This is a genomic window from Arthrobacter sp. TWP1-1, assembly GCF_049897845.1.
Lineage (GTDB): Bacteria > Actinomycetota > Actinomycetes > Actinomycetales > Micrococcaceae > Specibacter.
Genome location: NZ_JAFCXC010000002.1, coordinates 421542 through 448055 on the forward strand (window position 1 = coordinate 421542; position 26514 = coordinate 448055).

Below are 26514 nucleotides of genomic sequence, written 5' to 3' on the forward strand. Positions count from 1 at the left end.
GTCCGCGGATAGGATTGCAGCGTGATGATTTCCCAAGCGACTCCCGGGCCCAACAACTACACGACGTTGGCCGCAGGGCCCGACTTTCGGCATGAGCTCACCATCAAGCGATCCCGCTTCATCACTGTGCTGCGCCGAGTCGAGGAGGAATCGACCGCGCGCGAGCTGGTGGCGGAGTTGCGGAAAGAATTCCACGACGCGCGGCACCACTGCTCGGCATTCGTCATCGGTCCCGACCGCGGAGTTCAACGCTCCAACGACGACGGCGAACCCTCGGGAACTGCAGGCATCCCCATGCTGGATGCGCTCGTCAAACGCGAAACACGTCCCGACGCCCCCACAGCAATGGCCGCCGCCGACCTCAGTGACGTGTGCGCCGTCGTCGTGCGTTATTTTGGCGGAATCCTGCTCGGTGCTGGCGGGCTGGTGCGGGCATATTCGGAATCCGTGAGCGCTGCCATGGACGCCGCACCGCTAGTGCGCCGCGACAGGCTGAAACTGTTCACGGTGGCCGTCCCGCACGCCGAAGCCGGGCGGCTGGAAAATGAGCTGCGCAGCGCCGGCTACGTCATGACAGGCAACGGGTACGACGCCGTCAATACCCAGGTGGGACTGGCCCTGCCAGACGACGAGCAGGCGATCACCGCCGCCGTGGAACGGCTGGCATCACTCACCGCCGGCCGCTGCACCTTGGCCGCGGCCGGCATCGAGTGGGTGGACACGCGCCTGCGGGCGGTGTCCTGAGACAACTTCCTGACGGCACGGTCCTGAGGGTGCCCAGCTAGAAACGTTGCTGCGCGTTAGGTGCCGATAGCAGCGGGGCCTTCTCAAATCGGGTGCCCCGCGGGTTGCTGGGCATGAGCGCCAGGATACCCACGATCAGGAAGCCAACATACGGCACCAGCCACAACGCCCCCATGCCGCCACTGAAGTTTGCATCGTGCAGCCTCCGGATGGTCAGGGCAATGTAGGGCACGGCGCTGGCGAGCATGAACATGACGCACACCCCAGCGACCCAGTCACCACCGGTCACGCCGCTGACCATAGCGGCGACGATGAACAGGCCTGCTAGGGCCAGTTGGACCCACCAAAATTCGCTGCGGCTCGCCCGGCCGTTGAACGTTGCGTACTTGCCGTAGAACCGGCCCACGGCCTCCAGAAATGAGGCCGGGTACAGCGGCTGGGACAGAGCACCGGGCTGGGCATACTGCATGGGCTGCTGTACCGGCGAGTAAGGCATCGGCCCTGCTGGCGCGGGCCGTGCCTGTTGGGCTTGTTGGACCGGTGCCTGTTGGAACTGTGGCGGTGCCACCGCAGGGCTGAAATAGCCTGGCAACACTCTAGGTTCCTGCGGCGCCAATTCCTGCGGCACTATTTCCTGCGGAGCTTGTTCCGGATACGACATTGTTTGGTTCCCCCTGGATTTGTCTACTGAGGAGATCATATCGGGAGGTACGGACAAACAAGAACGGGTCCCCCACCCGAAGGTGAAGGACCCATTCAACGCTTGATGCGGTGAATTACTTAGCGGAAATTAGTTTCCGGTCAGCTTTTCGCGCAGTGCAGCAAGTGCCTCGTCGGATGCCAAGGTACCGGCACCGGCTTCAGCAACAGCAGGCTCAGAGGAGTAGGAAGTCCCTGCGGACTCGCCACCTTCTGCGGCGTTGTCGGCAGCTGCATCTTCTGCGGCGTGCTCGGCAACCTGCTTCTTGTGAGCTTCCCAGCGAGTCTGAGCGTCAGCGTACTGCTGCTCCCAAACGGCGCGCTGGCTCTCGTAGCCTTCAAGCCACTCGTTGGACTCGGAATCGAAGCCCTCCGGGTACTTGTAGTTGCCCTCTTCGTCGTACTCAGCAACCATGCCGTAGAGTGCGGGATCGAACTCGGTGGAGTCGACGTCAACACCCTCGTTGGCCTGCTTGAGGGACAGCGAGATGCGGCGGCGTTCCAGGTCGATGTCGATGACCTTGACGAACAGCTCGTCACCAACGGAGACAACCTGCTCGGCCAGCTCAACGTGGCGCACGGCCAGCTCGGAGATGTGAACGAGGCCTTCGATGCCGTCTTCAACGCGAACGAAAGCACCGAACGGAACCAGCTTGGTGACCTTACCCGGTACAACCTGCCCGAGGGCGTGGGTGCGGGCGAAGGTCTGCCACGGGTCTTCCTGCGTAGCCTTGAGCGAGAGCGATACACGCTCGCGGTCCAGATCCACTTCGAGAACCTCGACGGTGACTTCCTGGCCAACTTCGACAACCTCGGAGGGGTGGTCGATGTGCTTCCAGGACAGCTCGGAAACGTGAACGAGACCGTCTACGCCGCCAAGGTCCACGAATGCACCGAAGTTAACGATGGAGGAAACAACGCCGGGACGAACCTGGCCCTTTTCCAGCTTGTTGAGGAACGTGGAACGAACCTCGGACTGGGTCTGCTCGAGCCAGGCACGGCGGGAAAGAACAACGTTGTTGCGGTTCTTGTCCAGCTCGATGATCTTGGCTTCGATCTGCTGACCGATGTAGGGAGCCAGGTCGCGCACACGGCGCATCTCGACGAGCGATGCCGGCAGGAAGCCGCGCAGGCCGATGTCGAGGATAAGACCACCCTTGACCACCTCGATGACGGTACCGGTAACGACACCATCTTCTTCCTTGACCTTCTCGATGTCGCCCCAGGCGCGCTCGTACTGAGCGCGCTTCTTGGAGAGAATCAGGCGGCCTTCTTTATCTTCCTTCGTGAGGACCAAAGCTTCGACCTGATCGCCAACGGAGACTACGTCTCCGGGATCAACGTCGTGCTTGATGGACAGCTCGCGGGAGGGGATGACACCTTCGGTCTTGTAACCGATGTCGAGCAGAACTTCGTCGCGGTCAACCTTGACAACAATACCTTCGACGAGGTCGCCGTCGTTGAAGTACTTGATGGTTGCGTCTACTGCGGCGAGGAATTCTTCAGCAGTACCAATGTCGTTGATCGCAACAACGGGAGTGGTACTAGTCTTCTCGGGGGTCGTGATGGTCATGTAGTAGGGGCTCCGATGTGGATAGTTGGTTTCGCCGAACCCTGACCAGGCCGCGAATGATCGCGTCTTGGCCGGAATGGATCCGGAATTATTATGGTTGCAGGGGTTCCTGCAGATTGTTGATACACGTTTCGCGCTCGGTTGAACCGGCATAGCCGACCCACTTCACGCATTACATGCCCGTTTAGTCTAGTTGTTTGGGCCAAGGAGCGCAAAAGTTCACCGACAGCGACAAATTGCGGACAGCCCAGACAACCGCACGTTAGCCGCACCTACGTACGTTGTCCGCTTGAAGGGCGTCGGGCAACCCACTTCAAGCGGACAAGGTACTGTCATGCATTTCACAAGCTGACAGTAGTCCGAACCATAGGCAGCTTGGCACCCGCCGCGAGCAGCGCAGACCGAATTCGGGTGGCAAGTGCGACTGGGTCATTCAGATCCCGCCACGTAATGCGGATAAAGCGCCAGCCAAGTTCCATCAAGTCCTTCTCCCGCTGGCGTTCCATGGTGAGCGCCTCGGCAGTTGGCCGGTACAGGAAGTACTTCGCCCATCCGTCGAATTCGAGGATGAGTCGATACTCGCGCCATGCGAAGTCCGCGCGGTGAAGTCCGTGTCTGGTGCGGATCTCCACTTGAAGATCTGGCATCGGGATTTTTGCCCCTGCTATGAACACCCGGCTGCGCGACTCCCCCGCTGATTCGCTGCTCGGATCGATGAATGCCAGCATCCTCCGGGCTCGGGCGGAGCCTCGTTTGACATGACTCAAGGCCAGTTGTTTCTGCAGCACCTGGATCGGCAGACCGGTTCGCAGGGCATGATCACCGATCACCACGGACCGCTCAAGGTCATACAGTCTGGCGCAGTCAAGGACGGTCTGAGCCATCGAGGTGACCGGCACAGACACGGGTCCGCGCTGCATCATGACGAGCTGGTCTGGGTCGATTCGCTGCTCATGGACGGCTACTCCGGCACCGTGACCACGGCTCCCCGGCGCGTAGCCGTGGGTAATGTGAACCACGGCACCCGTTCCCCAGGTCGCCAAACCATGGAGGCGAGCGGCGCTTGAATGCGAATAGACCCCTTGACTATTTGAGGCCAATATATGTCCGGTCAGGATGGCATCCTCGCGTTCCCATGGCTTCAGCCCCAGCCAAGCTGGCGTCAGGATGTACGAGCCCCGGTGAAGCCTGACGAGCAAATGTTCCTTAACTCCCGAGGTGATTGCCTTGTCGCTAATCCCTGAGGCCAAGAGCATGGCAGTTGTCGCAATGCCGCCAACGCAATTCTCCGGCCAAGCCTGGGCCAAATGAGTGCTGAGCTTTATGGTGTCCATGATTCATCGTCAGGCCGACGGCGGCATGAGCGGAGGCCCGATCACGCAATTGTGGACAACCCAGAGCTGGCCCACCGCTGTGGAGGACGTTCCGCCGTCGTGCTTCAACCGCACGTTGACCGCTAGACCGCACTTTGTCCGCTTGAAGGGGGTCGGGCAACGCCCTTCAAGCGGACAAAGTACGGTCATGGCCAAATGGCAGCTAGAAGTGCGTGAGGCAGTGCGGAGCGTGCGCCGGGCGGAACAGCGCATCGAATCGAGCCACGGCCCCGGCACTGTTTTCGTGAATACGACCGGCCGCCGCGAGGGTACGAGCCTCCACGCCACCCAAATAGAGGCTAGACAATTCGACAATCCCCATGCTCAGTTCGGGATCCTGAGCTGACGATCCCGGCGCTAAGGGATCCTGCGCAGAGAGGTCCTCCACCAGCTTTGTGACCGTGGCCGAACCTTCGACGACGGTTATCCGGAAGGATCCTGAGGCATGTCCCAATGGGTCACCAACATGAATCGTGATGCTGCCATCCTGTTGGTAATGCCGGGCTGCCAGCGCGGCCGGCACGTCCAGGATACGCAGCCACAGCAGGTCCTCGGTTTTGGTCCGCTTGTAGTCGCGCTTGGACACCATGGCCCACTCCAGTGGATCTACTTCGGGCGCCTGGCCCCACTTGATGCAGTCAATCAGGTCCAAGGAACCCAGAAAATTCCACAACGCCAAGTAGGCACCCTCGGTGGCGGCCAACAGGTCCACAATCTCCACTGTTGAGCGCGCTGCGTCCTCCAGAGGCTTGTAGGTGACATATCCGTCGACCTCGCCGGCCGCGTTGTAGTGCAAGGCAGCCCGGATGTTTTTGACCGGGTCCATTGACTCGTAGCTACCCTGGCCCGAGGCCGTGTGCCGGTACATGTCATGCCGGCCGATCGAGCCGTATGTGAAGCCGTGCACCTTGGCGAAGACGTCATTGTGCAGATCGAGGATCGTCGAGGCATCCGCGACCTCAACTGTCCCCCGCGCTGCCGCGGCCGGATGATGGAACGCGATGCCGCCCTTGACCGTAACTTCTACGCCACATTCGTGGGTGGCCACGCCGAAGCCGAACCTGCCGTAGATGGTGGCTTCGGTTGCCGTCAGCGCAGCAATTGCGAGTCCCGCAGCCTTGGCCTGGGCCAGATCCGAACTCATCATGGCCCGCAGCAAGCCACGGCGGCGATGGCTGGGCCGCACCGTCACCGCAGTGATCTGGTGGACCGGAAGCAGGGTACCGGACCCGATGTTCAGGGTTTTGCGGTGGTAGGCGTACGTTGCGACGGGGTATTCCACACCCCATGCCCCAGCTGGCGCAACGGAGTCACTCAGGTACGCACCCGTCACCACACGTCCGTCCACCTGTTCGGTATGAACGTAGTGTTTGGACATGTCGGGTGTGGGCGCGTTCCCGTAGAAGCCAAGTGCCACCGCCTGAATCCAATGCGCAACTTCGCCTGGAATTTCACCATCGACAAAACGAATCGAAAATGAGCGCAGCGCGTAGGGAAAGGGCCGCTGATTGCGGGTGGAAGTCTCGTGTGCTGCGGTCATGATCAGTCCTTAGCTCAGGGTCCGTCAGTTCAGTGTCCGGCAGTTCAGTGTCCGGCGTCGTTCCAGCTGGCACCCAGGCCAACCTGAACTTCCAAGGGAACCAGCAAATCCGCTGCTGCACCCATTTGTTCGATGACAAGGGCCTTGACGGCATCGAGCTCGCCAGGCCAGATCTCAAGAATCAATTCATCATGGACCTGCAACAGCATCCGTGATTTGAGTTCCTTGGCCGTTAGCTCCGCCGCCACACCAAGCATGGCGTGCTTGATGATGTCCGCGGCCGAACCCTGGATGGGTGAATTCAGGGCAATGCGCTCGGCCAGTTCACGCAGCTGGCGGTCGGAGCTGGAGAGGTCCGGCAGGTAGCGGCGGCGGCCCTCGATGGTGGAGGTGTAGCCATCCTTGCGGGCCTGTTCGACGACGCCGCGCAGGTAATCACGCACGCCACCAAAGCGGTCGAAATAGTCCTTGACCAGGGTGCGTGCTTCATCCACGGAGATTTCGAGTTGCTTGGACAGGCCAAAGCTCGTCAAGCCATAGGCCAAGCCGTAGGACATGGCCTTGACCTTGGATCGCATGGCGGAGGTGACCTCGGCTGGTGCAACGCCAAACACGTGCGAGCCAACGTACCGGTGCAGGTCCTCGCCTTCCGCATAGGCCTGGATCAGACCGACATCTTCGGAGAGGTGGGCCATGATGCGCATTTCAATCTGCGAGTAGTCGGCCGCGAGCAGGCATTCGTAGCCTTCGCTGACGACGAAGATGTCGCGTACGCGCCGGCCTTCTTCGGTGCGGATCGGGATGTTCTGCAGGTTCGGGTTGTTGGATGACAGGCGGCCCGTGGCGGCAACGTTTTGCGCATAGGTCGTGTGGATGCGGCCATCTTCGGCCACGGACTTCTTGAGCGTCTCCACCATCTGCTTGAGCTTTGAAGCTTCACGGTGGGCCATGAGTTGGGCCAGGAATTCGTGGCCGGTCTTTTCCAACAGCGACTTCAATGAGGCCGCGTCGGTGGTGTAGCCAGTTTTGATCTTCTTCGTCTTGGGAAGTCCCAATTCCTCGAACAAGACCTCCTGCAACTGCTTGGGCGAGCCAAGGTTGACCTCGTGGCCAATGGCCGCATAGGCAGCTTCCTTGGCCGCATTCATGGCGGCCGTGAAATCGGCCAACAGGGTTGTCAGCCGCTCCTGCGAGATGTCGATTCCCGTCAGTTCCATGCGGGCAAGGACTGCGGCCAGCGGCAATTCCAGATCGCGCAGCAGCGCGGCGGCGCCCCGTTCCTCAAGGAGCGGTCCAAAGTGCTCACTGAGCAACAGCGCCACGTAGGCGCGCTGAACGGCGTCGCCAAACTTGGCATCGCTTTCCAGACCAAGGTCCAGCTGCCCCGAATCAGAGGCAGTTCCAGCATCGAAGCCTACCTTGAGGTGAACCTGGCTCAGCTCGGCCAGTTCGTAGCTGCGGCGGTCAGGTTGGATCAGGTACCCGGACAGTGAGGTGTCATCAACCACGCCACCGAGTGACAGCCCACGCACGGACAGGGCCTTCAGGGCCTCCTTGTACTCGTGCACCACCTTCGGCGCATCGGAGAGAAGCCACGCCGCCAGAGCCGACTCCAGGGCCGCGTCGGCGGCACCCAGTTCAACCACGACGGCGGATTCCTTGCCTACCAGCGCCACCGCGGTCGCCTCGTGCGCCATGCCAACCTTTTCGCTGAGCACGTCAACAGCAACAGCACCCGATGCTGTTGCAGCCAGCCACGCTTCCAGTGCAGCAGCCTCGGTGACCACCTGGTGGGCGGGTACCTCGTGCACCTCACCGTCGTCGGCCGCTTCCTCCTCGCCAAACAGATCAAACAGACGCTTGCGCAGCTGGTTGAACTCAAGGGCGTCAAACAGTTCCTCCACTGCGGCCCTGTCGGGGGCCTGCAGCACGGTGTCCGCTATCGGTACCGGGAGTTCCATGTCGCGCAGCAGATGGTTCAGGCGACGGTTGCGCTTGACGTCCTCTACATGCGCACGCAGGGACTCGCCGACCTTGCCGCCAATGGCGTCGAGGTTCTCAAAGATCCCTTCAAGGCCGCCATACTGGTTGATCCATTTGGCGGCCGTCTTGGGCCCGACCCCCGGCACACCCGGGAGGTTATCTGCGGTTTCACCCACCAGTGCAGCCAAGTCCGAGTAGCGGTTCGGTGGCACAAAGTATTTAGCCTCGACGGCCGCCGCGTCCATGGGCGGAATATCGGAGATGCCCTTTTTGGGGTACAGCACCGAAACCTTATCGGTGATGAGCTGGAAGGCATCGCGGTCCCCCGAAACCACCACGACGTCCCAACCGGCAGCCTCACCCTGGGTGGAGAGCGTGGCGATAATGTCATCTGCCTCAAACCCGTCCACCGAGATGGTGGGAATCTTCATGGCTTCCATGACCTTGATGATCAGATCGATCTGGCCGTAGAACTCCTCGGGCGTCTTGTTGCGCCCGCCCTTGTATTCCGTGTACTCCAAAGAGCGGAACGTTGGCGTGTCCAGGTCAAAGGCAACCACCACGTGGGTGGGCTTCTGCTGGCGAATCATGGTGAGCAACATGGCGGTAAAGCCATGGACGGCATTCGTGTACTGGCCCGCTTGCGTCACAAACTTATCCACGGGCATGGCATAAAACGCACGGAATGCCATGGAGTGCCCGTCGAGAACCAACATGCGCGGCGTTGCGCCGTCGGCAGGTTCAAGTGCAGGGGTGGCAGTAGCTGTGGACTGGGGGGCCGTTTTGGCAGATTCACTCACAAGTGTCAGCCTAGTCATCATGAGCGATAAATTCACACCGCATCCTTTGTCCGAGGAACTCCTTGCCGCAGGGATCCCCACCGAGTTCCATTCTGTGCTTGGCCCTCATGGGGTGGGCACGCTGGTGACGAAGATGGGCATCGTCTTCACACACATGAGCATTGATTCAATGGTTGCCACCATGCCGGTTGCCGGAAACACCCAGGTAACGGGCCTGTTGCACGGCGGTGCGCACGTGGTCCTGGCCGAAACTTTGGGGTCCTTTGCGGCGGCTTTTCATGCCGGAGAGGGCCGGAAGGTTGTGGGTATTGAGATCAATGCCACACACCACCGTGGTGCCTCGGGCGGCGTGGTCACGGGCACGGCAACACCGATTCATCTGGGCCGCACCCTCACAACACACGAGGTGGTCATGAGCGATGAGGCCGGCCGCCGCCTCTCCACCTGCCGCATCACCAACATGATTCTGGATAGCTGACTCCCCCGAGTCCGTTAACGAACGACGCCGGGCACCTGCCTTTCCAATCAAGCGGAAGGCAGGTGCCCGGCGTCGTAGGTGCCGCAAGCTTTGAAAAGCTTAGAAGATGTTGCCGATGATCTCGGCTGCTCCATCACTGAGGAACGGAACAATCAAGATAATCCCGGCGATGACCACCAGGATGCAAAAACCAAAGCAAATGTACGAGCCCCACTTGGCGACATGGTTGACCCGGCCGTCGTCGTCTCCGCTGACGGCCGTGAAGCGCACTCCCAGTGAGTACATCGTGACGACAAAACCGGCGCCAACAAAAGTTGTGATCGCGACTGTAACAAAAGCCATCCAGTTAATCATTATTTCTCCTGCTCGGTGTCGGCTGCGGGGGCAGCGACAACGGGGACGTCGACGGTCGCGTCCGCAGCGGGCTGCGGCTTGACTTTAGGGAGACCAGCTTTAGGAAGACTGACTTTAGGAACCTTGATCTTGGGCGCTTGTGCGTCCTCGGCTGCCTTCGTCATGGCCTTCAGCACGGCGGTGTCGGCATGGTCCAGGGCACTCTGGGCAATGGCCCTAGCGGCGTCGGTTTCGGCTGCTCGCTTAGCGGCCTTCTCGGCAACCTTCTGGGCAGCCCGGGCCTTTGCGGCCAACTTTTCCCGTTCCTTCTTGTTGGGAATGTGCATGGCCTCACCTACGGCGTCAACGTCGCTGAGGGCGTTGCTGTGATCCACAGTTTCACGCTGGGACAGGAAGAACATGAACAAGATTGCGCCGAGGCCCAGCGCGGCAACGATGACGACGCCGACAATGCCTGTGCGCATCAACAGAGCCGCGAGTCCGCCCACGATCGCGGCGGCCGGCAACGTCAGCAGCCAGGCGATCCCGATCTTGCCGATGGCTCCCCAGCGCACGGTTGAGCCCTTGCGGCCTAGGCCGGAGCCAATGACCGAGCCCGAGGCGACATGTGTGGTGGACAGAGCAAAGCCGAGATGGCTGGAGGCCAGGATGGCTGCGGCGGTGCTTGTTTCAGCGGCAAAACCCTGAGCGGGCTTCACATCGGTGAGACCCGATCCGAGGGTCCGGATGATGCGCCAGCCACCCACATAGGTTCCGCCGGCAATGGCCAACGCACAGGCCGTGATAACCCAGATGTGCGGGCCCGTTCCTGCGGTTTGCAGGCCCGAAGCGACCAGGACAAGGGTGATGACACCCATGGTCTTCTGGGCGTCATTCGTACCGTGCGCAAGTGCCACCAGCGAGGAGCTGAAGACCTGGCCACGGCGGAAACCACCGCGCTTCTGGGTGAGTTTGTCTCCGGAATCCGGATCCGATCGACGGGTGATGCTGTACGCGAGCTTGGTGCACAGGAAGGCCGCCAGCCCGGCAATTGTTGGCGCCAGCACGGCCGGCAACAGAACCTTGGAGACAACCACCATGAAGTTGACCGCACCGAATGACCAGGTACCCACTATGGCCGCACCGATCAAGCCGCCAAAGAGTGCGTGTGATGAGCTCGAGGGCAAGCCAAGGAGCCAGGTCAGCAGATTCCACAGCACCGCGCCCATCAGCCCGGCAAAGATCATCTCCGGCGTGATGGCGACACCGTTGGGGCCGCCCTCATTGATAATGCCTCCGGAAATGGTTTTGGCCACCTCGGTGGAAAGGAAAGCTCCCACGAGATTCAAGATTGCGGCAAGCGCAACGGCCGTCTTGGGCTTGATGGCTCCGGTGGCAATGGGAGTCGCCATCGCATTGGCTGTGTCGTGAAAGCCATTCGTAAAGTCAAAGAAGAGGGCCAGCGCTATAACAAGCACGACCATAAAGGTGAGATCCACCCGCGATCCATTTCTATTGGGGGGCAAAAGCAAGACTGCGAAAACGTTCAGTTGGATTCGAAGGCCTGCGGCAAACTGCGCTCCCTGTAGAAGTGGGTCACCGGCGAAAACCAACCGCTACGATACTACGACGATATCGCATTGATTGTTTCCCTAAAGTTCGCTTTCCCGTAACCAATTCCTAGGCCGGGATGAATCGCAGGCTGACGCGACGAAGACGGCAGAAACCCCAGGGGCACCCCCTGGTATGGAGGTGCCCCCGCATCCGCATACGGGGCTGCGGAGCATCAGCTGGTTCTGCACAGCTGAAATGCAGTATGCGGATAGTGCCTGACATCACGCCCAGGCGCTCCCCCGTCCTGCTCACCGTCACGTTGCGGCCAGGGGCTAACCCTTCTTGAGGTTGGCCCGCACTCGCGGTGCAACCTCGGTGGCGTACAGCTCGATGCTCTTCATCATGGCCTCATGGGGCAGGGTGCCATGGCTGAACTTCAGGTCAAAGCGCGAAAGTCCCAGCGCCTTGGCCACCGCCGTGATCTTCTTGGCTACTGTCTCCGGCGAGCCAACCATCAGCGCACCTCGGGGGCCGGCCGTGACGTCGTACTCGGCGCGAGTCAGGGGCGGCCAGCCGCGGTCGCGGCCAATCCGACTGTGCATCGCCGCGTAGTGGGGCCACAGTTCGTCCTGGGCCTGCTGATCCGTCTCGGCAATGTGCCCGGGAGAATGTACTCCAATAGGCTGTTCCGGCTGCCCAAATTCCTTCAACGCCCGGTGGTACAGCTCGGCAAAGGGCGCAAATTGCAGGGGCTCTCCACCGATGATGGCCAGCATCAACGGCATGCCATAGTGGGCGGCTCGCACAACAGATTGCGGACTGCCGCCTACTGCAACCCAGGACTTCAGGGTTCCGGATTCTGTGTGCGGGTAGACCATTTGATTTGTCACCGCCGGCCGGGTGTTGCCGCTCCAGTTGACTGGCTGTTGCTTCAGGAGTTCAGCGAAAAGCTCGAGCTTTTCCTCAAAGAGCTCCTCGTAGTCGGCCATGTCAAAGCCAAAAAGCGGGAAGGACTCCGTAAACGAGCCACGGCCAAGGGTGACCTCCGCCCGGCCTGAGGAAACGGCGTCGAGCGTTGAAAAGCGTTGGAAGACCCTGATGGGATCATCCGAGCTGAGGACGGTGACGGCCGAGCCAAGGCGAATGCGCTCCGTCTTGGCGGCGATGGCCGAGAGCACCATGTCCGGAGCAGAGACGGCAAAGTCATCGCGATGATGCTCGCCCACCCCGAAGTAGTCCAAGCCCAGCTTGTCGGCCAGCACAGCCTGCTCGACGACGTCGCGAATCACCTGTGCGGCCGACTTCGGATCGCCGTTCGCATCAAGCGTTACGTCACCAAAGGTGTCAAGGCCTAGTTCAAAGTTGCCAAGTGCCACGGAAGTTCCATCCTTTTCCAAAGAATATGCGTTTGCATCTATTACGGGAACCTCAATGGCGCCGAAACTATTCCCGGGAGGAAGCGGCCAGGACCGTCTTGCGCCGATATACCGCCAGGAAGGATGCGATGCGCCGAACGGCCTCTTCGATGTCGCCGATGGACGGCAAAATCACGAACCGGAAGTGGTCAGGGGTTGGCCAGTGGAAGGCCGTCCCGTGGGAGACAAGAATCTTCTGATCCTGCAACAGGTCAATCACAAACTTCTCATCAGAGTCGATGGGATACATCTGTGGATCGAGCTTGACGAAGAGGTACATGGCTCCCGCTGCCGGAACGCAGGACACACCAGGAAGGGCGTTGAGCAGCTCCGAGGCTCGATCACGCTGTTCACGCAGGCGTCCGCCAGGCTTGGTCAGGTCGTTGATGCTTTGGTAACCACCAAGGGACGTCTGAATGGCGTGCTGGGCCGGCACATTCGCACACAGTCGCAATGAGGCCAATAGTTCGAGGGATTCCTTGAAATCAGCCATAGCCGCACGCGGACCCGACAGGGCAACCCAGCCAGCCCGGTAACCAGGCATCCGGTAGGCCTTGGACAGGCCACTGAAGGTCAGGACACAGACATCCTCGGACAGCGAGGCCATGTGGATGTGCGTGTTTCCGTCGTAGAGGATCTTTTCGTAGATCTCATCAGCAAAGAGCACCAGGTCATGCTTGCGCGCCAGGTCAACGAACTGTTCCAGAATTTCGCGCGGGTAGACGGCGCCGGTGGGGTTGTTTGGATTGATGATGACGATGGCACGTGTTTGGGGCGTGATCTTTGCCTCCACGTCGGCCATGTCGGGCCACCACTGATTTTCCTCGTCACAAAGATAGTGGATAGGGACGCCGCCGGTCAGAGTCACGGATGCCGTCCACAGCGGGTAGTCCGGGGCCGGGATCAGGACCTCATCACCATTTTCCAGAAACGCCTGGAGCGTCATGGAAATGAGCTCGCTGACTCCGTTGCCGACGAAGATGTCGTCAACACCGATCTTCATCAGGCCCCTGGTTTGGTAATACTGGGAAATGGCGGTCCTAGCCGAGAAAATTCCCTTGGAATCGCTGTACCCCTGCGCACCACGCAGGTGGTGGATCATGTCCACCACGATCGATTCCGGCGCCTCAAGCCCAAAGGGTGCCGTGTCACCAAGGTTCATTCGCAAAATCCGGTGCCCTTCGGCCTCCATCTTTTGCGCTGCGTGGAGGATTGGTCCGCGAAGTTCGTACCGAACATTGGCTAATTTACTGGAATGTTGCATGGGGCGCATACAGTCCATTTTTACACAAGCAGCACTACAAACACTCGCACGGTCCACATTCCGGCACGGCGATTCCGGCCCGGCAGTCCTACTTTTTGGCGAGCAGCCGCTCCACCCGGGGCTTGACCTCGGTAGCCAGCAAGGTGATGGACTCCAGCAGGTGTTCCTGCGGCAGGCCACCAATATCGCTTTGCAGGAAGTGGCGCATATGCCCCATGTAACCGTGAAGGTGAACGATCCGCTCAGCAACTTCGTCCGGATCTCCCACATAGTAGGCACCGGGCGCCTGTGCCTGAGCTAGGTACGCGTTCTTGTCCGGGGCCGGCCAGCCGCGCAGCCGCCCCATTTCCACATTCATATTGTGCCAGCCAGGGTAGAAGCGCTCCAGCGCCTCCTTCTTGGTTGGCGCGACAAGGCCCAGGGCTGCCACCGAAATCTTGACGTCATCGCCCATATGGCCGGCCTGCTCAGCCGACTTTCGGTACAGCTCGGCCAGCGGCGCAAATCTGTGGGGCGCCCCGCCAATGATGCCGTAGGACACCGGAAGTCCCAGCTGCCCTGCCCTAGCGGACGACGCCGGGCTGCCGCCAGTCGCGATCCATAGCGGCAGCTTCCCCTGCACCGGACGAGGGACGACGGCGAGGTTGTCGATGGCAGGCCTGACGGATCCGTTCCAGCTGACACTTTCCGTTTCCGCATTATTAATGGTCATGAGCAGCTGAAGCTTTTCGGCGTACAACTGGTCATAGTCCCGAAGCTCGTAGCCGAACAGCGGGAAGGTTTCCACCGAGGAGCCGCGGCCGGCGGTGATCTCAATGCGCCCTCCTCCGGAAATCGCATCTGCCGTGGCGAACTGTTGAAAGACACGCACCGGATCGTCCGTGCTGATGATGCTGGCAGCGCTGCCAAGCACGATGTTCTTGGTTGCACCCGCCGCGGCCGCCAGCATGGCACCAGGAGACGAGGCCGGCATGGACACCGTATGGTGCTCCCCCACCCCGAAGTAATCGAGCCCCACCCTGTCCGCCAAGACAATCGCCTCAAAGAGGCTTCGGATGCCGTGGGCAGTTGCGCCGGGTGTGCCATCAGCATTCAAGGGGGTGTCGCCAAAACTGTACGCACCGATTTCCATGGTGCCTACCACGTTCAACAATCCGGGCGCTGGGCGCCGGTTCCACAAATGCGTGGTTCTACAAGAGAGGAAGTGATTCTTCCTTGACCTGCTTGCGGAGGATCTTTCCCAGCATGGAGCGGGGCATTTCTTCAATCTCGATGATCCGCACGGGTACCTTGTAGCGGGCCATGCGTTCCTTGCAGAATGCCCGCAGTTCTGCCTCGTCAAGATCCGTTCCGGGCTCGAGCTGGACGGCGGCAACCACCATTTCACCGCCACGCTCAAGCGGTTTGCCGAAGACTGCTGCATCAGCGACGTTGGAGTGCTGGCGCAGCACGTTTTCTACTTCCGACGGCGAGACGTTAAAGCCACCAGTGATGACCAGCTCCTTGGCCCGGTCCACGATCTTCGTGAAGCCTTCGGGGCTGACCGTGACAATGTCGCCCGTACGTAACCAGCCATCCTCGGTCAGCGCCTTGGCGGTCTCAGCGGAATTGTTCCAATATCCCTTGAATACCTGGGGACCCTTAATGAGTAGCTCGCCGGGTTCCCCCTGCGCCACCTCCGCGGTGGGGTCATCGACGTCGACCACCTTCATCAAGGTTGACGGGAACGGAACACCAATGGTGCCCGACTGGCGGGTGGGGTGGAAGGGATTACCAAGGGCCACCGGCGATGATTCGGTCATGCCGTAGCCCTCAACGAGCAGCCCGCCGGAGACCGATTCCCACAGCTCAACCACATGATCGGGAAGGTTCATGGCTCCGGAAATGCAGAACTTGCAGGAGCGCAGCGAGATGCCCTTGTCCTTGGCCGCCATGGCCGTGCGCTCATAGATGGGTGGCACGGCGCAATATACGGTGGCGGGCGATTTCTTCATGGCTGCCAGCACTAGATCCGTGTCGAATTTCGGGAAGAGCACCAGCAGGCCCTGTTTGCGGATGCCGAATGTGAGGTAAAGAGTCATGCCGAAGGCGTGGAACATGGGGAGCACGGCATAGAGGACCTCCTTGCCGGTCTGTGCACCGTGCATCCAAGCCTCGCCCTGCAGCGCATTGGAATAGAGGTTGAAATGCGTCAACATGGCACCCTTGGGACGCCCCGTGGTGCCTGAGGTGTAGCCAATGACTGCCAGGTCTTGAACATCTGGGCAGGGGTGCGCCGGATCCAGGCTCCCGCTCGAGAGCAAGGCCTTCCAACTCATCGCACCCGGCGCCGGTGCACTCAGTGCCGCGCGGCTGTCACGCAGCTTCTTTATCGGCAGGTTAAGCGCCATTCGCTTCAGCGCCGGGAACTCGGCCAGCATATTGACGGCAATGATCTGATCCACACCAACATCGGCCGGAAATTCTTCAATAATCTCCACGACCTTGTCCCAGGCAATAACCACCCGTGCCTGGTGGTCCTCAAACTGGTGGCGCAATTCCCGGGAGGTGTACAGCGGGTTGTGTTCGACCACCACTGCCCCGAGGCGCAGCACAGCGTAGAAGGCCACCACGTGTTGGGGACAATTGGGCAGGATCAGGGCTACCCGATCCCCTGCGCGGACGCCGAGGCGACGCAGACCCTCAGCCGCCCGACTCACCTGCTCCCCCAGCTCGCGGTAGCTCGTGCGGCGGCCAAAGAACTCCATGGCGGGAGCATCGCCGGCTTCCTGCACGGAGCGTTCGAACATGGCGACGAGCGACTCGGTGGGCAGTTCAATTTCGCCAGGTACACCAGGTTGGTAATTCTTCACCCAGGGCTGGTGGACTCCGCCGTGCAAGGCGGCATCTTGAGTCGAGTGGAATGGCGGCGTAGCGGCAGGGCGCTCAAGGTTCGGCATGATTCCCATTTTGCCGTCAAGGCCCGGCGGTGTCGAATGGCCCCGATCTCGGCCTACCCGTGAGGGTAGTAGCAGGAGCAATGGAGCGGATAGTAGAACATGGCTTCCAATAGGGGGTAGACCTTCGGCGCTTGCGCGGTTAGCGTGGACTCACCGGCTTTTTCAGCTAATGGCGGGAAGCCGGCTGTCACAGGAAACAGCACTTTCAATCATGAGGAGGAGCAATGGGTTTCATTGGATGGATTATCTTGGGCCTCATCGTCGGGGTCATAGTCAAGGCGATCATGCCGGGCCGCGTCGGCGGAGGTTGGGTGACAAGCCTGATTCTTGGAGTCGTCGGAGCCATCGTTGGTGGCTGGATCGGAGACCTCCTGTTCAATAAGGGCAGCATGACATTCTGGAGCCTCGGCTCCTGGCTGCTAGCCATTGTTGGTGGGCTCGTAGTTGCCGGAGTTTACGGCGCCATCACAGGTCGAAACAAGAGCTCCGCCTAACTAAGGTCGATCAGCTAAGGCTTCCCAACGGGAGCCTGCCAAAAGTTAAACCGCAGGGGCAGGTAGTGCGGCCGCAAGGCTAACGCGCTACCTGCCCCTGACGCTATTGAATGAGGGCTGTTGCATTAGGGTTGTCTTCGGCCGGCGGCACGCGAGAATAACGCCGTCGGGCATCCCCGCATGACAAAGGAAACAGCCATGGCAACAAAATCCACCGGAACCATTCCGGGCCCCACCCCACGCGAGCTGCAATCGGTCTGGGGCACATTGCGTTCCCCGCGTCGACTCAAGACAGAGGTACTCGGCGGGCTTGTGGTGGCTCTGGCACTGATCCCCGAAGCGCTGGCTTTTTCCATCATTGCCGGTGTCGACCCGCGGATCGGTCTGTTCGCGGCTTTCACCATGGCAGTCACCATTTCCTTTGTTGGCGGCCGCCCGGCCATGATTTCAGCCGCCACTGGCGCCGTCGCACTTGTCATTGCACCCCTTATGAAAAGCCACGGGCTGGACTATCTCATCGCCGCCGTCATCCTGGCTGGCTTGTTCCAGATGTTATTGGGACTCGGCGGCGTGGCGAAACTGATGCGCTTCATCCCACGTTCGGTCATGGTGGGCTTCGTGAACGCCTTGTCCATCCTCATTGTGATTGCCCAGGTTCCAGAGCTGCTCGGCGTGCCGTGGATGGTCTATCCCCTGGCAGCATGCGCATTGCTGATCATGTTTGTGCTGCCGAAATTGACCAAGGCCGTGCCCGCTCCCCTGGTGGCCATTGTTGCCCTGACCTTGTTTACGGTCCTTGCCTCGGTGGTTGTTCCCACGGTGGGAGACAAGGGCGAATTGCCCCACAGCCTGCCGACACTGTTCATGCCCAACGTTCCCTTGACGTGGGACACGTTTAAGATCATCGCCCCGTTCTCCCTTGCCATGGCGTTCGTTGGTCTGCTGGAATCGCTCATGACAGCCAAGCTGGTCGATGACATCACCGATACCCGTTCCTCAAAAACCCGTGAGGCCCTGGGCCAGGGCGTGGCCAACATTGTCACGGGGTTCTTCGGCGGCATGGGCGGTTGCGCCATGATTGGGCAAACCATGATCAACGTCCGGGCCTCCGGGGCCCGCACCCGAATTTCGACATTCTTGGCCGGCGTGTTCCTTGTGGTCTTTGTTGTTGTGCTGGGTGACGTGGTGGCCCTGATCCCCATGGCAGCCCTTGTTGCCGTCATGATCTACGTTTCAGCAACCACATTTGAATGGCACAGCATCCGCCCCGCAACCTTGAAGATGATGCCAAAGAGCGAAACCTTCGTCATGGTGGCCACGGTGGTGGTTGTGGTGATGACGCACAACCTAGCCATCGGTGTTGGTGTCGGCGTCCTGGTGGCCTTGGCCTTGTTTGCGCGCCGGGTCGCTCACCTTGTCACGGTGAAACGTGCCGTGACCGAGCTTGAGGGCCAGGAAACGGCCACCTACGAAGTTGTCGGTGAATTGTTCTTTGCCTCATCAAATGACCTGTACACCCAGTTCGAGTACGCGCTGGATCCGGAAAATGTCGTCATAGACATGCACGCTTCACACCTCTGGGATGCCTCGAGCATTGCAACACTTGACGCAGTCAAAGAGAAGTATCGGCGCCACGGCAAATCCGTGACCATTACCCGGCTGAACGAGGCAAGCGAGCAAATGCATACACGTCTGGCAGGCAAGCTCGGCGGATGATGCCGGCAGGCAATTGCCCTGTTGTGTTTCTCACAATCAACCCATTCGGCCAGCCCTTTAGCACAGACATAGAGACCCCAAGACCCAGGAAAATTGCTAAGCTAGAGAGCTGGGCATTCCCCTTCGCCGGGAAGTTGCCAAACCCTATTCTTTTCCCCTCTAAGGAGCATTACCCCTCAATGACATCCGTGGCCACTGAATCACTGCGTGACCAGCTCTGGAATCGCCGTTACGACGAGAACATTGCTCCCATCACCGAGTTGTGCGACACCCTGGCGGAAGCCCGGCCCGAGCAGCAGGTGGCCTACGTGGACCCGGTTCACGATGTCGATGAATGTAAGATCATCAGCTTGTTTTCAAATGTTGGCGAAATGGACCCCTCGGGCTTCATCACCGCTGGCGACGATCAGGCTGCCACTCGCCTGCTGGGCATTCACTGGCAGATAGGCTTGCGCCCCAGCTACGTCATGCCGTGGAATGTCCACCCGTGGTTCACTCCGGGCGAGCCCAACGGCCGCCTGACAGCTCCGCAGATCGAACAGGGCCTGCGCCCGCTGGTGAAGTTCGTGAACTTGGTACCCCGCGCTTCAGCCCTGGTTGCCCACGGCACCGAGGCTCACCGCCTTGCCGATCAGCTTCTCAAGGCCCAGGGCCCCATGCTCTACAAGCGTGGCTTCGGCATCTACAAGGTCCGTTCACTGTCGGGCCGTAGCTTTGCCGGCTCCCCCGAGCGTCAGGAACAGTGGCTGCAGGAATCGGCCAAGGCTTACGCCGAGTCGATGACCCGCAACGGCATCATGGTCAAGGGCCGCTAACTCCATTTACACCTGACCCGCAGTAGTGGTCGAAAAGGCGCGTTTTTCGCGATTTTTCAGCCACTACTGCGGGTTAGTTGTTTAAGTTCGACGGCGGCCCCTACTTTCGCTGGGCCCCGCCTTTCGCTGGGCCCGGATCTAGCCGAGGTGCGGCTCCACCAATTCGGCGTAGCGTTCCTTGACAGTGTCTACCACCTGCGAATAGGGCTGGTTCCAGATGTCCTCATTGAAGATTTCAACCTCAACCACACCGTTGTAGCCGGCCTCTGCCACCCACTGGCCGATCGAGGCGAAGTCGATCACGCCGTCGCCCATAAAACCACGGGACAGCAACGCGTCAGCCGCGATGGGCAGGTTGAAATCGCACACCTGGTAACCCGCGATCCGCCCTTCGGCTCCGGCGCGGGCAATCTGTTCGCGCAGGGACGGATCCCACCAGACGTGGAACGTGTCAACCACGACGCCGACGGCCTCCGCCGGGTGCGGCGCGGCCAGATCCAGGGCCTGCCCGAGTGTCGACAATACGGCCCGATCCGCTGCGTACATGGGATGCAGGGCCTCCAACACCAGCCTGACTCCATGTTCGAGCGCGAACGGCACAAGCTCTGCAAGACGATCGGCTACGCGCTGACGGGCCAACACCAGATCCTTTCCACCACGGTCCTTTCCGTCCACAATGGCCCCTGCCGCGCCTCCCCCGTCCACCGCACCGGGTGACACACTGAAATCGGGCAGACCGCCCACCACCATGACGATCTCCGTGGTGCCCAGCGCCTTGGCCTCCAAGATGGCGGCCTTGTTGTCGGCGAGAGCAGCTGCCTGGCCTGCGCCGTCGGCCGCCGTCAGGAAGCCACCTCGGCACAGGCTCGAAACCTGCAAGCCGGAGGCCCGCACCAGCTCTACGGCGGTTTCAAGACCGACCTCGGCAACCTTGTCCCGCCACAGGCCAATATGTTTGAGCCCGGCCGCAACGCTGATGTCCAACGCCTCGGCAAGGGACGCCTTTTTGATCGTGGCCGTGTTGATGGAGAGCTTGCCAAAGGTGCTCATGCGTTGATCCCTTCTGCGACGAGACCTTCTGTGACGAGACCAGCAACAGTCACGGTCGAGGGAATTCCGGCGTTGCTCAGGAATCCGGCCATCCGTGTCGCTGCCAGCTCCGGGTTAAGCAGCAAGCCGGCAGTGTCGGCCAGTCGGAAGAGTTTAACGAGGTGGTTCACGTCGCGGCCGGAATGCAATCCGCCGATCATCTGGAAGCCTGGTTGGAAGCCGTTGAGCCAGGCAAGGAACGCGATGCCGGTCTTGTAATAGTAAGTTGGCGCCTCGAAGATGTGCAGCCCAAGATCCCGAGTGGAATCCAGGATGGCACGCGCCTCGGCGGGCCGCCCGGCGTCGTACTCCTGCAGCGCCGTGGAAGCCGCCGGGGCGATCGCCGCAAAGATGCCCAGCAGCGCATCCGAGTAGTGAGAGCCGTCGCCGTCGATCAGTTCAGGGTAGTTAAAGTCGTCGCCCGTATAGAGGCGCACGCCCGCTGGGAGACTAGCTCGCAGCGCAACCTCGTGGCCGGCGTCGAGCAGGGAAACCTTGACGCCGTCGACCTTTGCCGAGTGAGTCTCGATGAGCTGCCGGAAGGTAGCAGTTGCGGCCGTCACGTCCTCGCTGCCCCAGTAACCGGCCAATGCGGGGTCAAACATGGTGCCCAACCAATGCAGCACCACGGGTTCCTTGACCTCGGAGAGCAGGGTTCCGTAGAGGGCAAGGTAGTCGGCGGGCCCGGAGGCAACCTTGGCCAGCGCGCGGGACGCCATGATGATGACCTTCGCACCCGATGCCTCAACCGCTGCAATCTGCTCGCGGTAGGCGGACAGCACAGCTGCCAATCCGTCCTTGCCGGGTTCGACGGCGGATGGGTCGAGCTGGTCCGTGCCGGCGCCACAGGCGAGCAGGTCACGAACCGTGCGCTCCGGCGTAGCGATGAGTGCGGCCTCGGCTGCGCTGCGGCGAATTAGTTCCTGCGTGGCAGCCCAGTCGAGGCCCATGCCCCGCTGGGCCGTGTCCATGGCGTCGGCAATGCCAACGCCCCAGCTCCACAGTTCACGGCGGAAGGCCAAGGTGGAGTCCCAGTCAATGTCGGCCGGGGCACCCGGGGTGTTGTTGCCTAGAACCTTGGGCGTGACGTGGGCCGCCGCGTAGACCTTGCGGGAACGGATCAATCCATGGGGCTTCCGCCACGGACCTGTCTCGCCCAGCGCAAGTTCCGCCAGTTCGCCGTCGGACGATTCACCAGCGGGCAGGGGCAGGGTGATTGAAATAGTCATGATTAGAGCTCGATTTCCGGGATGTCCAGGGTACGGCGCTCGGCTGAGGACTGCAGGCCTAGCTCGGCGAGCTGCACGCCGCGGGCGGCCGACAGCAGCCCGAAGCGGTGTTCACGGCCGGCAAGGGCGTCGCGCAGGAATTCTTCCCACTGCAGCTTGAAACCGTTGTCCAGATCGGCATTGGCGGGGACTTCCTGCCACTGGGCACGGAAGGATTCGGTGACAGGCAGATCCGGGTTCCAGACGGGCTTGGGCGTGTGGGCGCGCTGCTGGGCAACACATTTGTTCAGGCCGGCGACGGCGGAACCGTGAGTGCCGTCAATCTGGAATTCAACCAGCTCGTCACGGTAAACGCGCACGGCCCAGGATGAGTTGATCTGGCCAATGACCTGATCGCCAGCCGGGGTTTCCAGCTCGAAGATGCCGTAGGCGGCGTCGTCGGCAGTTGCCTTGTACTCGTTACCCTGCTCGTCCCAGCGGGCCGGAATGTGGGTGGCGGTCTTGGCGTTGACGCTCTTAACCTTGCCGATGATTCCTTCGAGTACGTAGTTCCAGTGGCAGAACATATCCGTGGTCATGCCGCCGCCGTCTTCCTTGCGGTAGTTCCAGGAGGGACGCTGGGCAGCCTGGTGCTCGCCTTCGAAGACCCAGTAGCCGAACTCGCCGCGGATGGACAGGATGCGGCCAAAGAACCCCTCGTCGACGAGGCGGCGCAGCTTGACCAGTCCGGGCAGGTACAACTTGTCGTGCACAACGCCTGCCGTAATGCCGGCGGCCTTACCGATCCGGGCCAGCTCAATGGCCTCTTCCAGGGTCTCCGCCGTGGGCTTCTCGGTGAAGATGTGTTTGCCGTTGGCCATCGCCTTCTTCAAGGTGGCGGCGCGCAGGCTCGTCATGGAGGCGTCAAAGACGACGTCGACGGTGGGGTCGGCGATGACAGCGTCAAGGTCCGTGGACCAGTGCTCAACGTTGTGCAGTTCGGCCAGCTCGCGCACCTTCGCCTCGTTGCGACCAATCAGGATCGGTTCGATGGCCACCTTGGTGCCGTCTTCCAATGTCAGTCCGCTATCCCGAAGCGGCAGGATCGAGCGGAGCAGGTGCTGGCGGTACCCCATGCGTCCGGTGATGCCGTTCATGGCAATGCGAATGACGCGCTTGCCGCCGGCTTCGGTGCCGCTTGGGCTGACGGCCTGAGCGGTTTCTGCAGCTAGCGCAGCGGCCTGCTCGTTGGTGGCTGTAAGAGTCACTGAATTCTCCCGGAGATAGTTGTAAGCGCTTACCGGCGGTCCCGGCGTGGCCTCGAGTTTGGAAAGCGCTTTCCAATATATGCTGAAGTTATCACCGGGTCAAGACCAAAATGTTAGCTCGGTCTCATTTCTTGAAAAGGAACCCTCCGTGCCAGTCAAACTCACCGAAGTTGCCCGGCAGGCCGGCGTGTCGCTGGCTACTGCCTCTCGCGTACTCAACGGCTCCAGCCGCACGCCGGCCGCTGATATCGCGGACCGCGTCAGGGCTGCAGCTGAGGAACTGGGTTACATCGCCAACGCCCAGGCGCAAGCCCTGGCACGGTCAACGACAGGACTGGTGGGACTGGTCGTTCACGACATCGCCGATCCATACTTTTCAGCCATTGCCCGCGGAGTTCAGCAAGCCGCGTTGGAATCACGACATCAAGTTCTTTTGGCCGGAACCGATCTCGAAGGCGATGCCGGCTCCCCCGGAGGCGCCGAGCTGGCCGCCGTCAGTGCATTTATCTCATACCGCACGGACGCCATCATCCTGGCCGCATCCCGGCTCCTCAACGAGGACCCCCGCCTCATCAAGGCACTCTCGCAATACATTGGCAACGGCGGACGCGTTGTGACACTCGGGCCATCTTCCATTCCCGAGGCGCACGTGGTGAACATTGCCAATCACGACGGAGCTGCCGAACTCGTCGGAGCTCTCCTTGATAGAGGTCTCAGCCGCTTTGTTATTCTTGCCGGACCCCATGAACGCAACACAGCCAGGGTTCGCGTTGAAGGATTCCTCGCGGGGTTGTCGCAGGCAGCTTGTGAGCCGCTAGCTGTTATCAATGGCGCCTTCTCCAGTCAGGGTGGATACGATTCCACGCTTGAATACCTTGAGTCCTTGGACACCGAGTCAGCCAGTCTCCTCACGTCCGACGGTGATTCCCCCCTGTGCTTCCTTGCCGCCAACGACGTCATGGCTCTTGGCGCCATGACAGCACTCCGATCACGCAAGCTCCGGATCCCCGAGGATGCCCAGGTGGCCGGCTTTGATGACATCCCCACCCTTCGGGACCACTTCCCCGGCCTGACAACGTACAGCCTCCCACTGGAGGAGATTGGGAAGATTGCGGCCCAACTTGCCCTGACACCATCGACCAAACAGCCCGCGGAACTCACGGGTTCGGTGGTGCTGCGGGAAAGCGCCGGCGGGCAGGTCATTAACCCGTAACCGTGGGGCATAATCAGATCATGAACAGTGACCAGCAGCCCAGTGAGAGCATGTCCGACGACGAGGTCTGGCAATTCCTCGAACACACCCACTTGGGTCGATTGGCCCTCAGCGTTGCCAATGAACCCGACATCTTCCCGATCAATTTCTTGGCACACGATGGCACATTGCTCATCCGCACCAACCCTGGCACGAAGTTGGCCGCCCTGACCGTCAACCATTCCGTGGCCTTTGAAATTGATGGCCTGACTGAAACCGAAGCCTGGAGCGTCGTACTCAAGGGAACGGCGCGCGTTGTTGAATCCCAAACCGAGATTGATGCCCTGAACGAGCTGCCACTTTCGCCTTGGTTGCGGACGTTGAAATACACCTTTGTGGAGATCACCCCCACCAGCATTCGGGGGCTTCGCTTCAAGCTTGGTACGGAACCTGAACGCTACTGATTCGATTGCGCCTCCGCTCCACCGCATTACTCCGTGGCCAGCGCAAAGCCGGGTGCCGCCGTCGTCCTTGGAAATGCGGACAACGGCGGCACCCGGCGCTTGAGGTGAACAGCTCGGCTCTACCAGCGGTGGGCTACGTCCAGCACTATCCGGGTCGTGTTCCCCGGACCGTTCAGGAAGAATACCCTGAACGGCAGTCTGGCCCGGACCCCCACACCGATGTCGGTGTAGCCTTCGTAGCTGCCGGCCATGGCCACCTGGCGGAAGGTTGCAAAGCCAGCGGTGTTGACTAGCTCATTCCTGTTGGCCGGTGAATAGGTGGACAAACCGGTGGCTTGGTCGTAGGCCGGAGCCAGGACTACAACGTGCAAATCTGCACCACCTCGGAGCGGCACTGGAAATCCGCTTCCCGGCTGGGAAACCAACGAAACGTACTTGACGCTGAAGCCGTTGGCATGGCCCCGAAGGTCAATGACCATGCGGTCAAAGCACGCGTGCCGGCCCGCACGAACATTGGTGACGGAAGCACCGGTGAGGCTGCCAGACGCCTTCTCCATCGATCCCCAAGTGATGCCACAATACGGTGCGGCTTGGGCTGGCGCCGGAGCAACCATGATGAATGCGGCCAGCAACCCCACAATGGCGAGCCACGTCTTGAGGAATTTCATGGAAAACACCTTCTTTTTGGAAACGTTGAATACATGGATTTATGGGTGATTCAACGTTATGTCCAGCGGGCATCCAGCGAAATGGACCGAGCAAAAGCTAGGCTGAACCGATACACCCATTCAGGGTGAGTTTTCAACCGTTATGCAGATCTCGTTAGTTTGCCCGCAGACTTGCGATCGTGACCTTTCCGAGTGGCCGGAGACATCCTCTTGACCGGAGGAGATTTTGGGCCTGAAATGGAGGTAGGCCCACTAATGAGTGGGCCCGCATACGCGTCCGGACGGTGCCGCCCGAACGTCGGGCCGGGAGGTGCCGCCATGGTTTTCCTTGTACTTGCAGTCCTCGTCACGCTGACGACGGTCGCAACACTGTGGCTTGTTCGCATGCGCGCACCGAGGGAAAACGATCCGGATTCAACCTTCTGGTACGCCTTTACGGGCATCTGTGCCCTCGCACCGATGATCCTCATCCCGGCCCAACATAGCAAGCCGTCCTCCATAGCACTGCTGGGAATTTCAGTCGCCGCTGCCGCAGCAAGCGACAGAATTCTCCGTCACCACAGGACTGCCATGGCCGTGGCAGGGCTGCAGCTGCGCACCACTGAGGCGTACGCGGAGGTCACTGCTCAGCACGATTCCTTGATCACGCGCTGGTGCCGGTACGAGCTCGATCCCGCTCTGAGTATTGATTTCCCTGCCATGAGCGATGTTCGAATTCCCGAAACGGCAGCACTGATCCGCTCAGTCACGGCAGCGGAACGGCTGAGAGCAGTTACTCCTGACACGGACGACGCCGTTGCCACCTACCAGCAGGCCGTGGACAAGCTGGGCCTGGCTTTGGCGACGGCCGAAATGACCGCTCGCTCCGGCGAGATGGCCAGAGGCGAAGGAGCTAGCTAACAACG

General features: G+C 60.7%; 23 protein-coding genes. 8 read left to right on the forward strand and 15 right to left on the reverse strand.

Going from position 1 to position 26514, the window contains the following annotated elements:
• Nucleotides 1-24 precede the first annotated feature (24 nt).
• Nucleotides 25-744: an IMPACT family protein gene (locus ACP7B9_RS05240; RefSeq protein WP_425861775.1), complete on the forward strand. Its 720-nt coding sequence runs from the start codon at nt 25-27 to the stop codon at nt 742-744.
• A gap of 37 nt (nt 745-781) precedes the next feature.
• Here ACP7B9_RS05240 and ACP7B9_RS05245 read toward each other — a convergent pair whose 3' ends face one another.
• The 5 genes from ACP7B9_RS05245 to polA form a co-directional block, all read right to left on the reverse strand.
• Complete coding sequence (locus ACP7B9_RS05245; protein ID WP_425861398.1) at nt 782-1405, reverse strand: DUF805 domain-containing protein; 624 nt, start codon at nt 1403-1405, stop codon at nt 782-784.
• 129 nt (nt 1406-1534) lie between these two features.
• Nucleotides 1535-3016: a 30S ribosomal protein S1 gene (rpsA, locus tag ACP7B9_RS05250; RefSeq protein WP_425861399.1), complete on the reverse strand. Its 1482-nt coding sequence runs from the start codon at nt 3014-3016 to the stop codon at nt 1535-1537.
• Between the two features lie 341 nt (nt 3017-3357).
• Nucleotides 3358-4350, reverse strand: a complete 993-nt coding sequence (locus ACP7B9_RS05255; RefSeq protein WP_425861400.1) for a type IV toxin-antitoxin system AbiEi family antitoxin domain-containing protein — start codon at nt 4348-4350, stop codon at nt 3358-3360.
• A 202-nt stretch (nt 4351-4552) separates the two neighbouring features.
• Nucleotides 4553-5929 (reverse strand): GNAT family N-acetyltransferase, encoded by a 1377-nt coding sequence (locus ACP7B9_RS05260; protein ID WP_425861402.1) that lies wholly within the window; start codon nt 5927-5929, stop codon nt 4553-4555.
• 44 nt (nt 5930-5973) lie between these two features.
• On the reverse strand, nt 5974-8604 hold the full coding sequence (gene polA, locus ACP7B9_RS05265) for a DNA polymerase I (RefSeq protein ID WP_425861776.1): 2631 nt from the start codon (nt 8602-8604) through the stop codon (nt 5974-5976).
• A 127-nt stretch (nt 8605-8731) separates the two neighbouring features.
• Here polA and ACP7B9_RS05270 point away from each other — a divergent pair, with 127 nt between their 5' ends.
• The gene (locus tag ACP7B9_RS05270) at nt 8732-9190 is read left to right on the forward strand and encodes a hotdog fold thioesterase (RefSeq protein ID WP_425861404.1); all 459 of its coding nucleotides are present in this window, start codon (nt 8732-8734) and stop codon (nt 9188-9190) included.
• 99 nt (nt 9191-9289) lie between these two features.
• Here ACP7B9_RS05270 and ACP7B9_RS05275 read toward each other — a convergent pair whose 3' ends face one another.
• The 6 genes from ACP7B9_RS05275 to ACP7B9_RS05300 all read right to left on the reverse strand — a co-directional run bounded on the left by ACP7B9_RS05275 (nt 9290) and on the right by ACP7B9_RS05300 (nt 16695).
• Nucleotides 9290-9532, reverse strand: coding sequence for a hypothetical protein (locus tag ACP7B9_RS05275; protein WP_425861406.1), 243 nt, complete (start codon nt 9530-9532; stop codon nt 9290-9292).
• An 11-nt stretch (nt 9533-9543) separates the two neighbouring features.
• Nucleotides 9544-11022, reverse strand: coding sequence for an anion permease (locus ACP7B9_RS05280; protein WP_425861408.1), 1479 nt, complete (start codon nt 11020-11022; stop codon nt 9544-9546).
• Nucleotides 11023-11409: 387 nt separating this feature from the next.
• Nucleotides 11410-12453, reverse strand: coding sequence for an LLM class flavin-dependent oxidoreductase (locus ACP7B9_RS05285; protein WP_425861410.1), 1044 nt, complete (start codon nt 12451-12453; stop codon nt 11410-11412).
• 67 nt (nt 12454-12520) lie between these two features.
• Entirely contained in the window at nt 12521-13765 is a 1245-nt protein-coding gene (locus tag ACP7B9_RS05290; protein ID WP_425861412.1) for a pyridoxal phosphate-dependent aminotransferase, read from the reverse strand.
• A 79-nt stretch (nt 13766-13844) separates the two neighbouring features.
• On the reverse strand, nt 13845-14888 hold the full coding sequence (locus tag ACP7B9_RS05295; RefSeq protein ID WP_425861414.1) for an LLM class flavin-dependent oxidoreductase: 1044 nt from the start codon (nt 14886-14888) through the stop codon (nt 13845-13847).
• A gap of 58 nt (nt 14889-14946) precedes the next feature.
• Entirely contained in the window at nt 14947-16695 is a 1749-nt protein-coding gene (locus tag ACP7B9_RS05300; protein WP_425861416.1) for a long-chain-fatty-acid--CoA ligase, read from the reverse strand.
• A 224-nt stretch (nt 16696-16919) separates the two neighbouring features.
• Between ACP7B9_RS05300 and ACP7B9_RS05305 the strand changes: the two genes are divergently transcribed.
• From ACP7B9_RS05305 to ACP7B9_RS05315, 3 genes are all read left to right on the forward strand, one after another.
• Nucleotides 16920-17189: a GlsB/YeaQ/YmgE family stress response membrane protein gene (locus ACP7B9_RS05305; RefSeq protein WP_425861418.1), complete on the forward strand. Its 270-nt coding sequence runs from the start codon at nt 16920-16922 to the stop codon at nt 17187-17189.
• 198 nt (nt 17190-17387) lie between these two features.
• A complete protein-coding gene (locus ACP7B9_RS05310) occupies nt 17388-18905 on the forward strand; it encodes a SulP family inorganic anion transporter (RefSeq protein WP_425861420.1) in 1518 nt (505 codons plus the stop codon).
• A gap of 179 nt (nt 18906-19084) precedes the next feature.
• Complete coding sequence (locus ACP7B9_RS05315; protein ID WP_425861422.1) at nt 19085-19720, forward strand: uracil-DNA glycosylase; 636 nt, start codon at nt 19085-19087, stop codon at nt 19718-19720.
• 138 nt (nt 19721-19858) lie between these two features.
• Here the strand turns inward: ACP7B9_RS05315 and ACP7B9_RS05320 are convergent, their stop codons facing one another.
• From ACP7B9_RS05320 to ACP7B9_RS05330, 3 genes are read right to left on the reverse strand one after another with little or no spacing between them, the layout of a single operon-like run.
• On the reverse strand, nt 19859-20770 hold the full coding sequence (locus ACP7B9_RS05320) for a sugar phosphate isomerase/epimerase family protein (protein WP_425861423.1): 912 nt from the start codon (nt 20768-20770) through the stop codon (nt 19859-19861).
• Nucleotides 20767-22038, reverse strand: a complete 1272-nt coding sequence (locus ACP7B9_RS05325; RefSeq protein ID WP_425861424.1) for a dihydrodipicolinate synthase family protein — start codon at nt 22036-22038, stop codon at nt 20767-20769. The genes ACP7B9_RS05320 and ACP7B9_RS05325 overlap by 4 nt, the downstream gene beginning before the upstream one ends.
• Nucleotides 22039-22040: 2 nt before the next feature.
• Nucleotides 22041-23174, reverse strand: a complete 1134-nt coding sequence (locus ACP7B9_RS05330) for a Gfo/Idh/MocA family protein (RefSeq protein WP_425861778.1) — start codon at nt 23172-23174, stop codon at nt 22041-22043.
• A 259-nt stretch (nt 23175-23433) separates the two neighbouring features.
• Between ACP7B9_RS05330 and ACP7B9_RS05335 the strand changes: the two genes are divergently transcribed.
• Nucleotides 23434-24498, forward strand: coding sequence for a LacI family DNA-binding transcriptional regulator (locus tag ACP7B9_RS05335; protein ID WP_425861426.1), 1065 nt, complete (start codon nt 23434-23436; stop codon nt 24496-24498).
• A gap of 20 nt (nt 24499-24518) precedes the next feature.
• Entirely contained in the window at nt 24519-24941 is a 423-nt protein-coding gene (locus ACP7B9_RS05340) for a pyridoxamine 5'-phosphate oxidase family protein (RefSeq protein ID WP_425861428.1), read from the forward strand.
• 119 nt (nt 24942-25060) lie between these two features.
• Here ACP7B9_RS05340 and ACP7B9_RS05345 read toward each other — a convergent pair whose 3' ends face one another.
• Nucleotides 25061-25609: an AMIN-like domain-containing (lipo)protein gene (locus ACP7B9_RS05345; protein WP_425861429.1), complete on the reverse strand. Its 549-nt coding sequence runs from the start codon at nt 25607-25609 to the stop codon at nt 25061-25063.
• 318 nt (nt 25610-25927) lie between these two features.
• On the opposite strand from ACP7B9_RS05345, the gene ACP7B9_RS05350 reads away from it, so the two are divergent.
• Nucleotides 25928-26509 (forward strand): hypothetical protein, encoded by a 582-nt coding sequence (locus ACP7B9_RS05350; protein ID WP_425861431.1) that lies wholly within the window; start codon nt 25928-25930, stop codon nt 26507-26509.
• Nucleotides 26510-26514 lie beyond the last annotated feature (5 nt).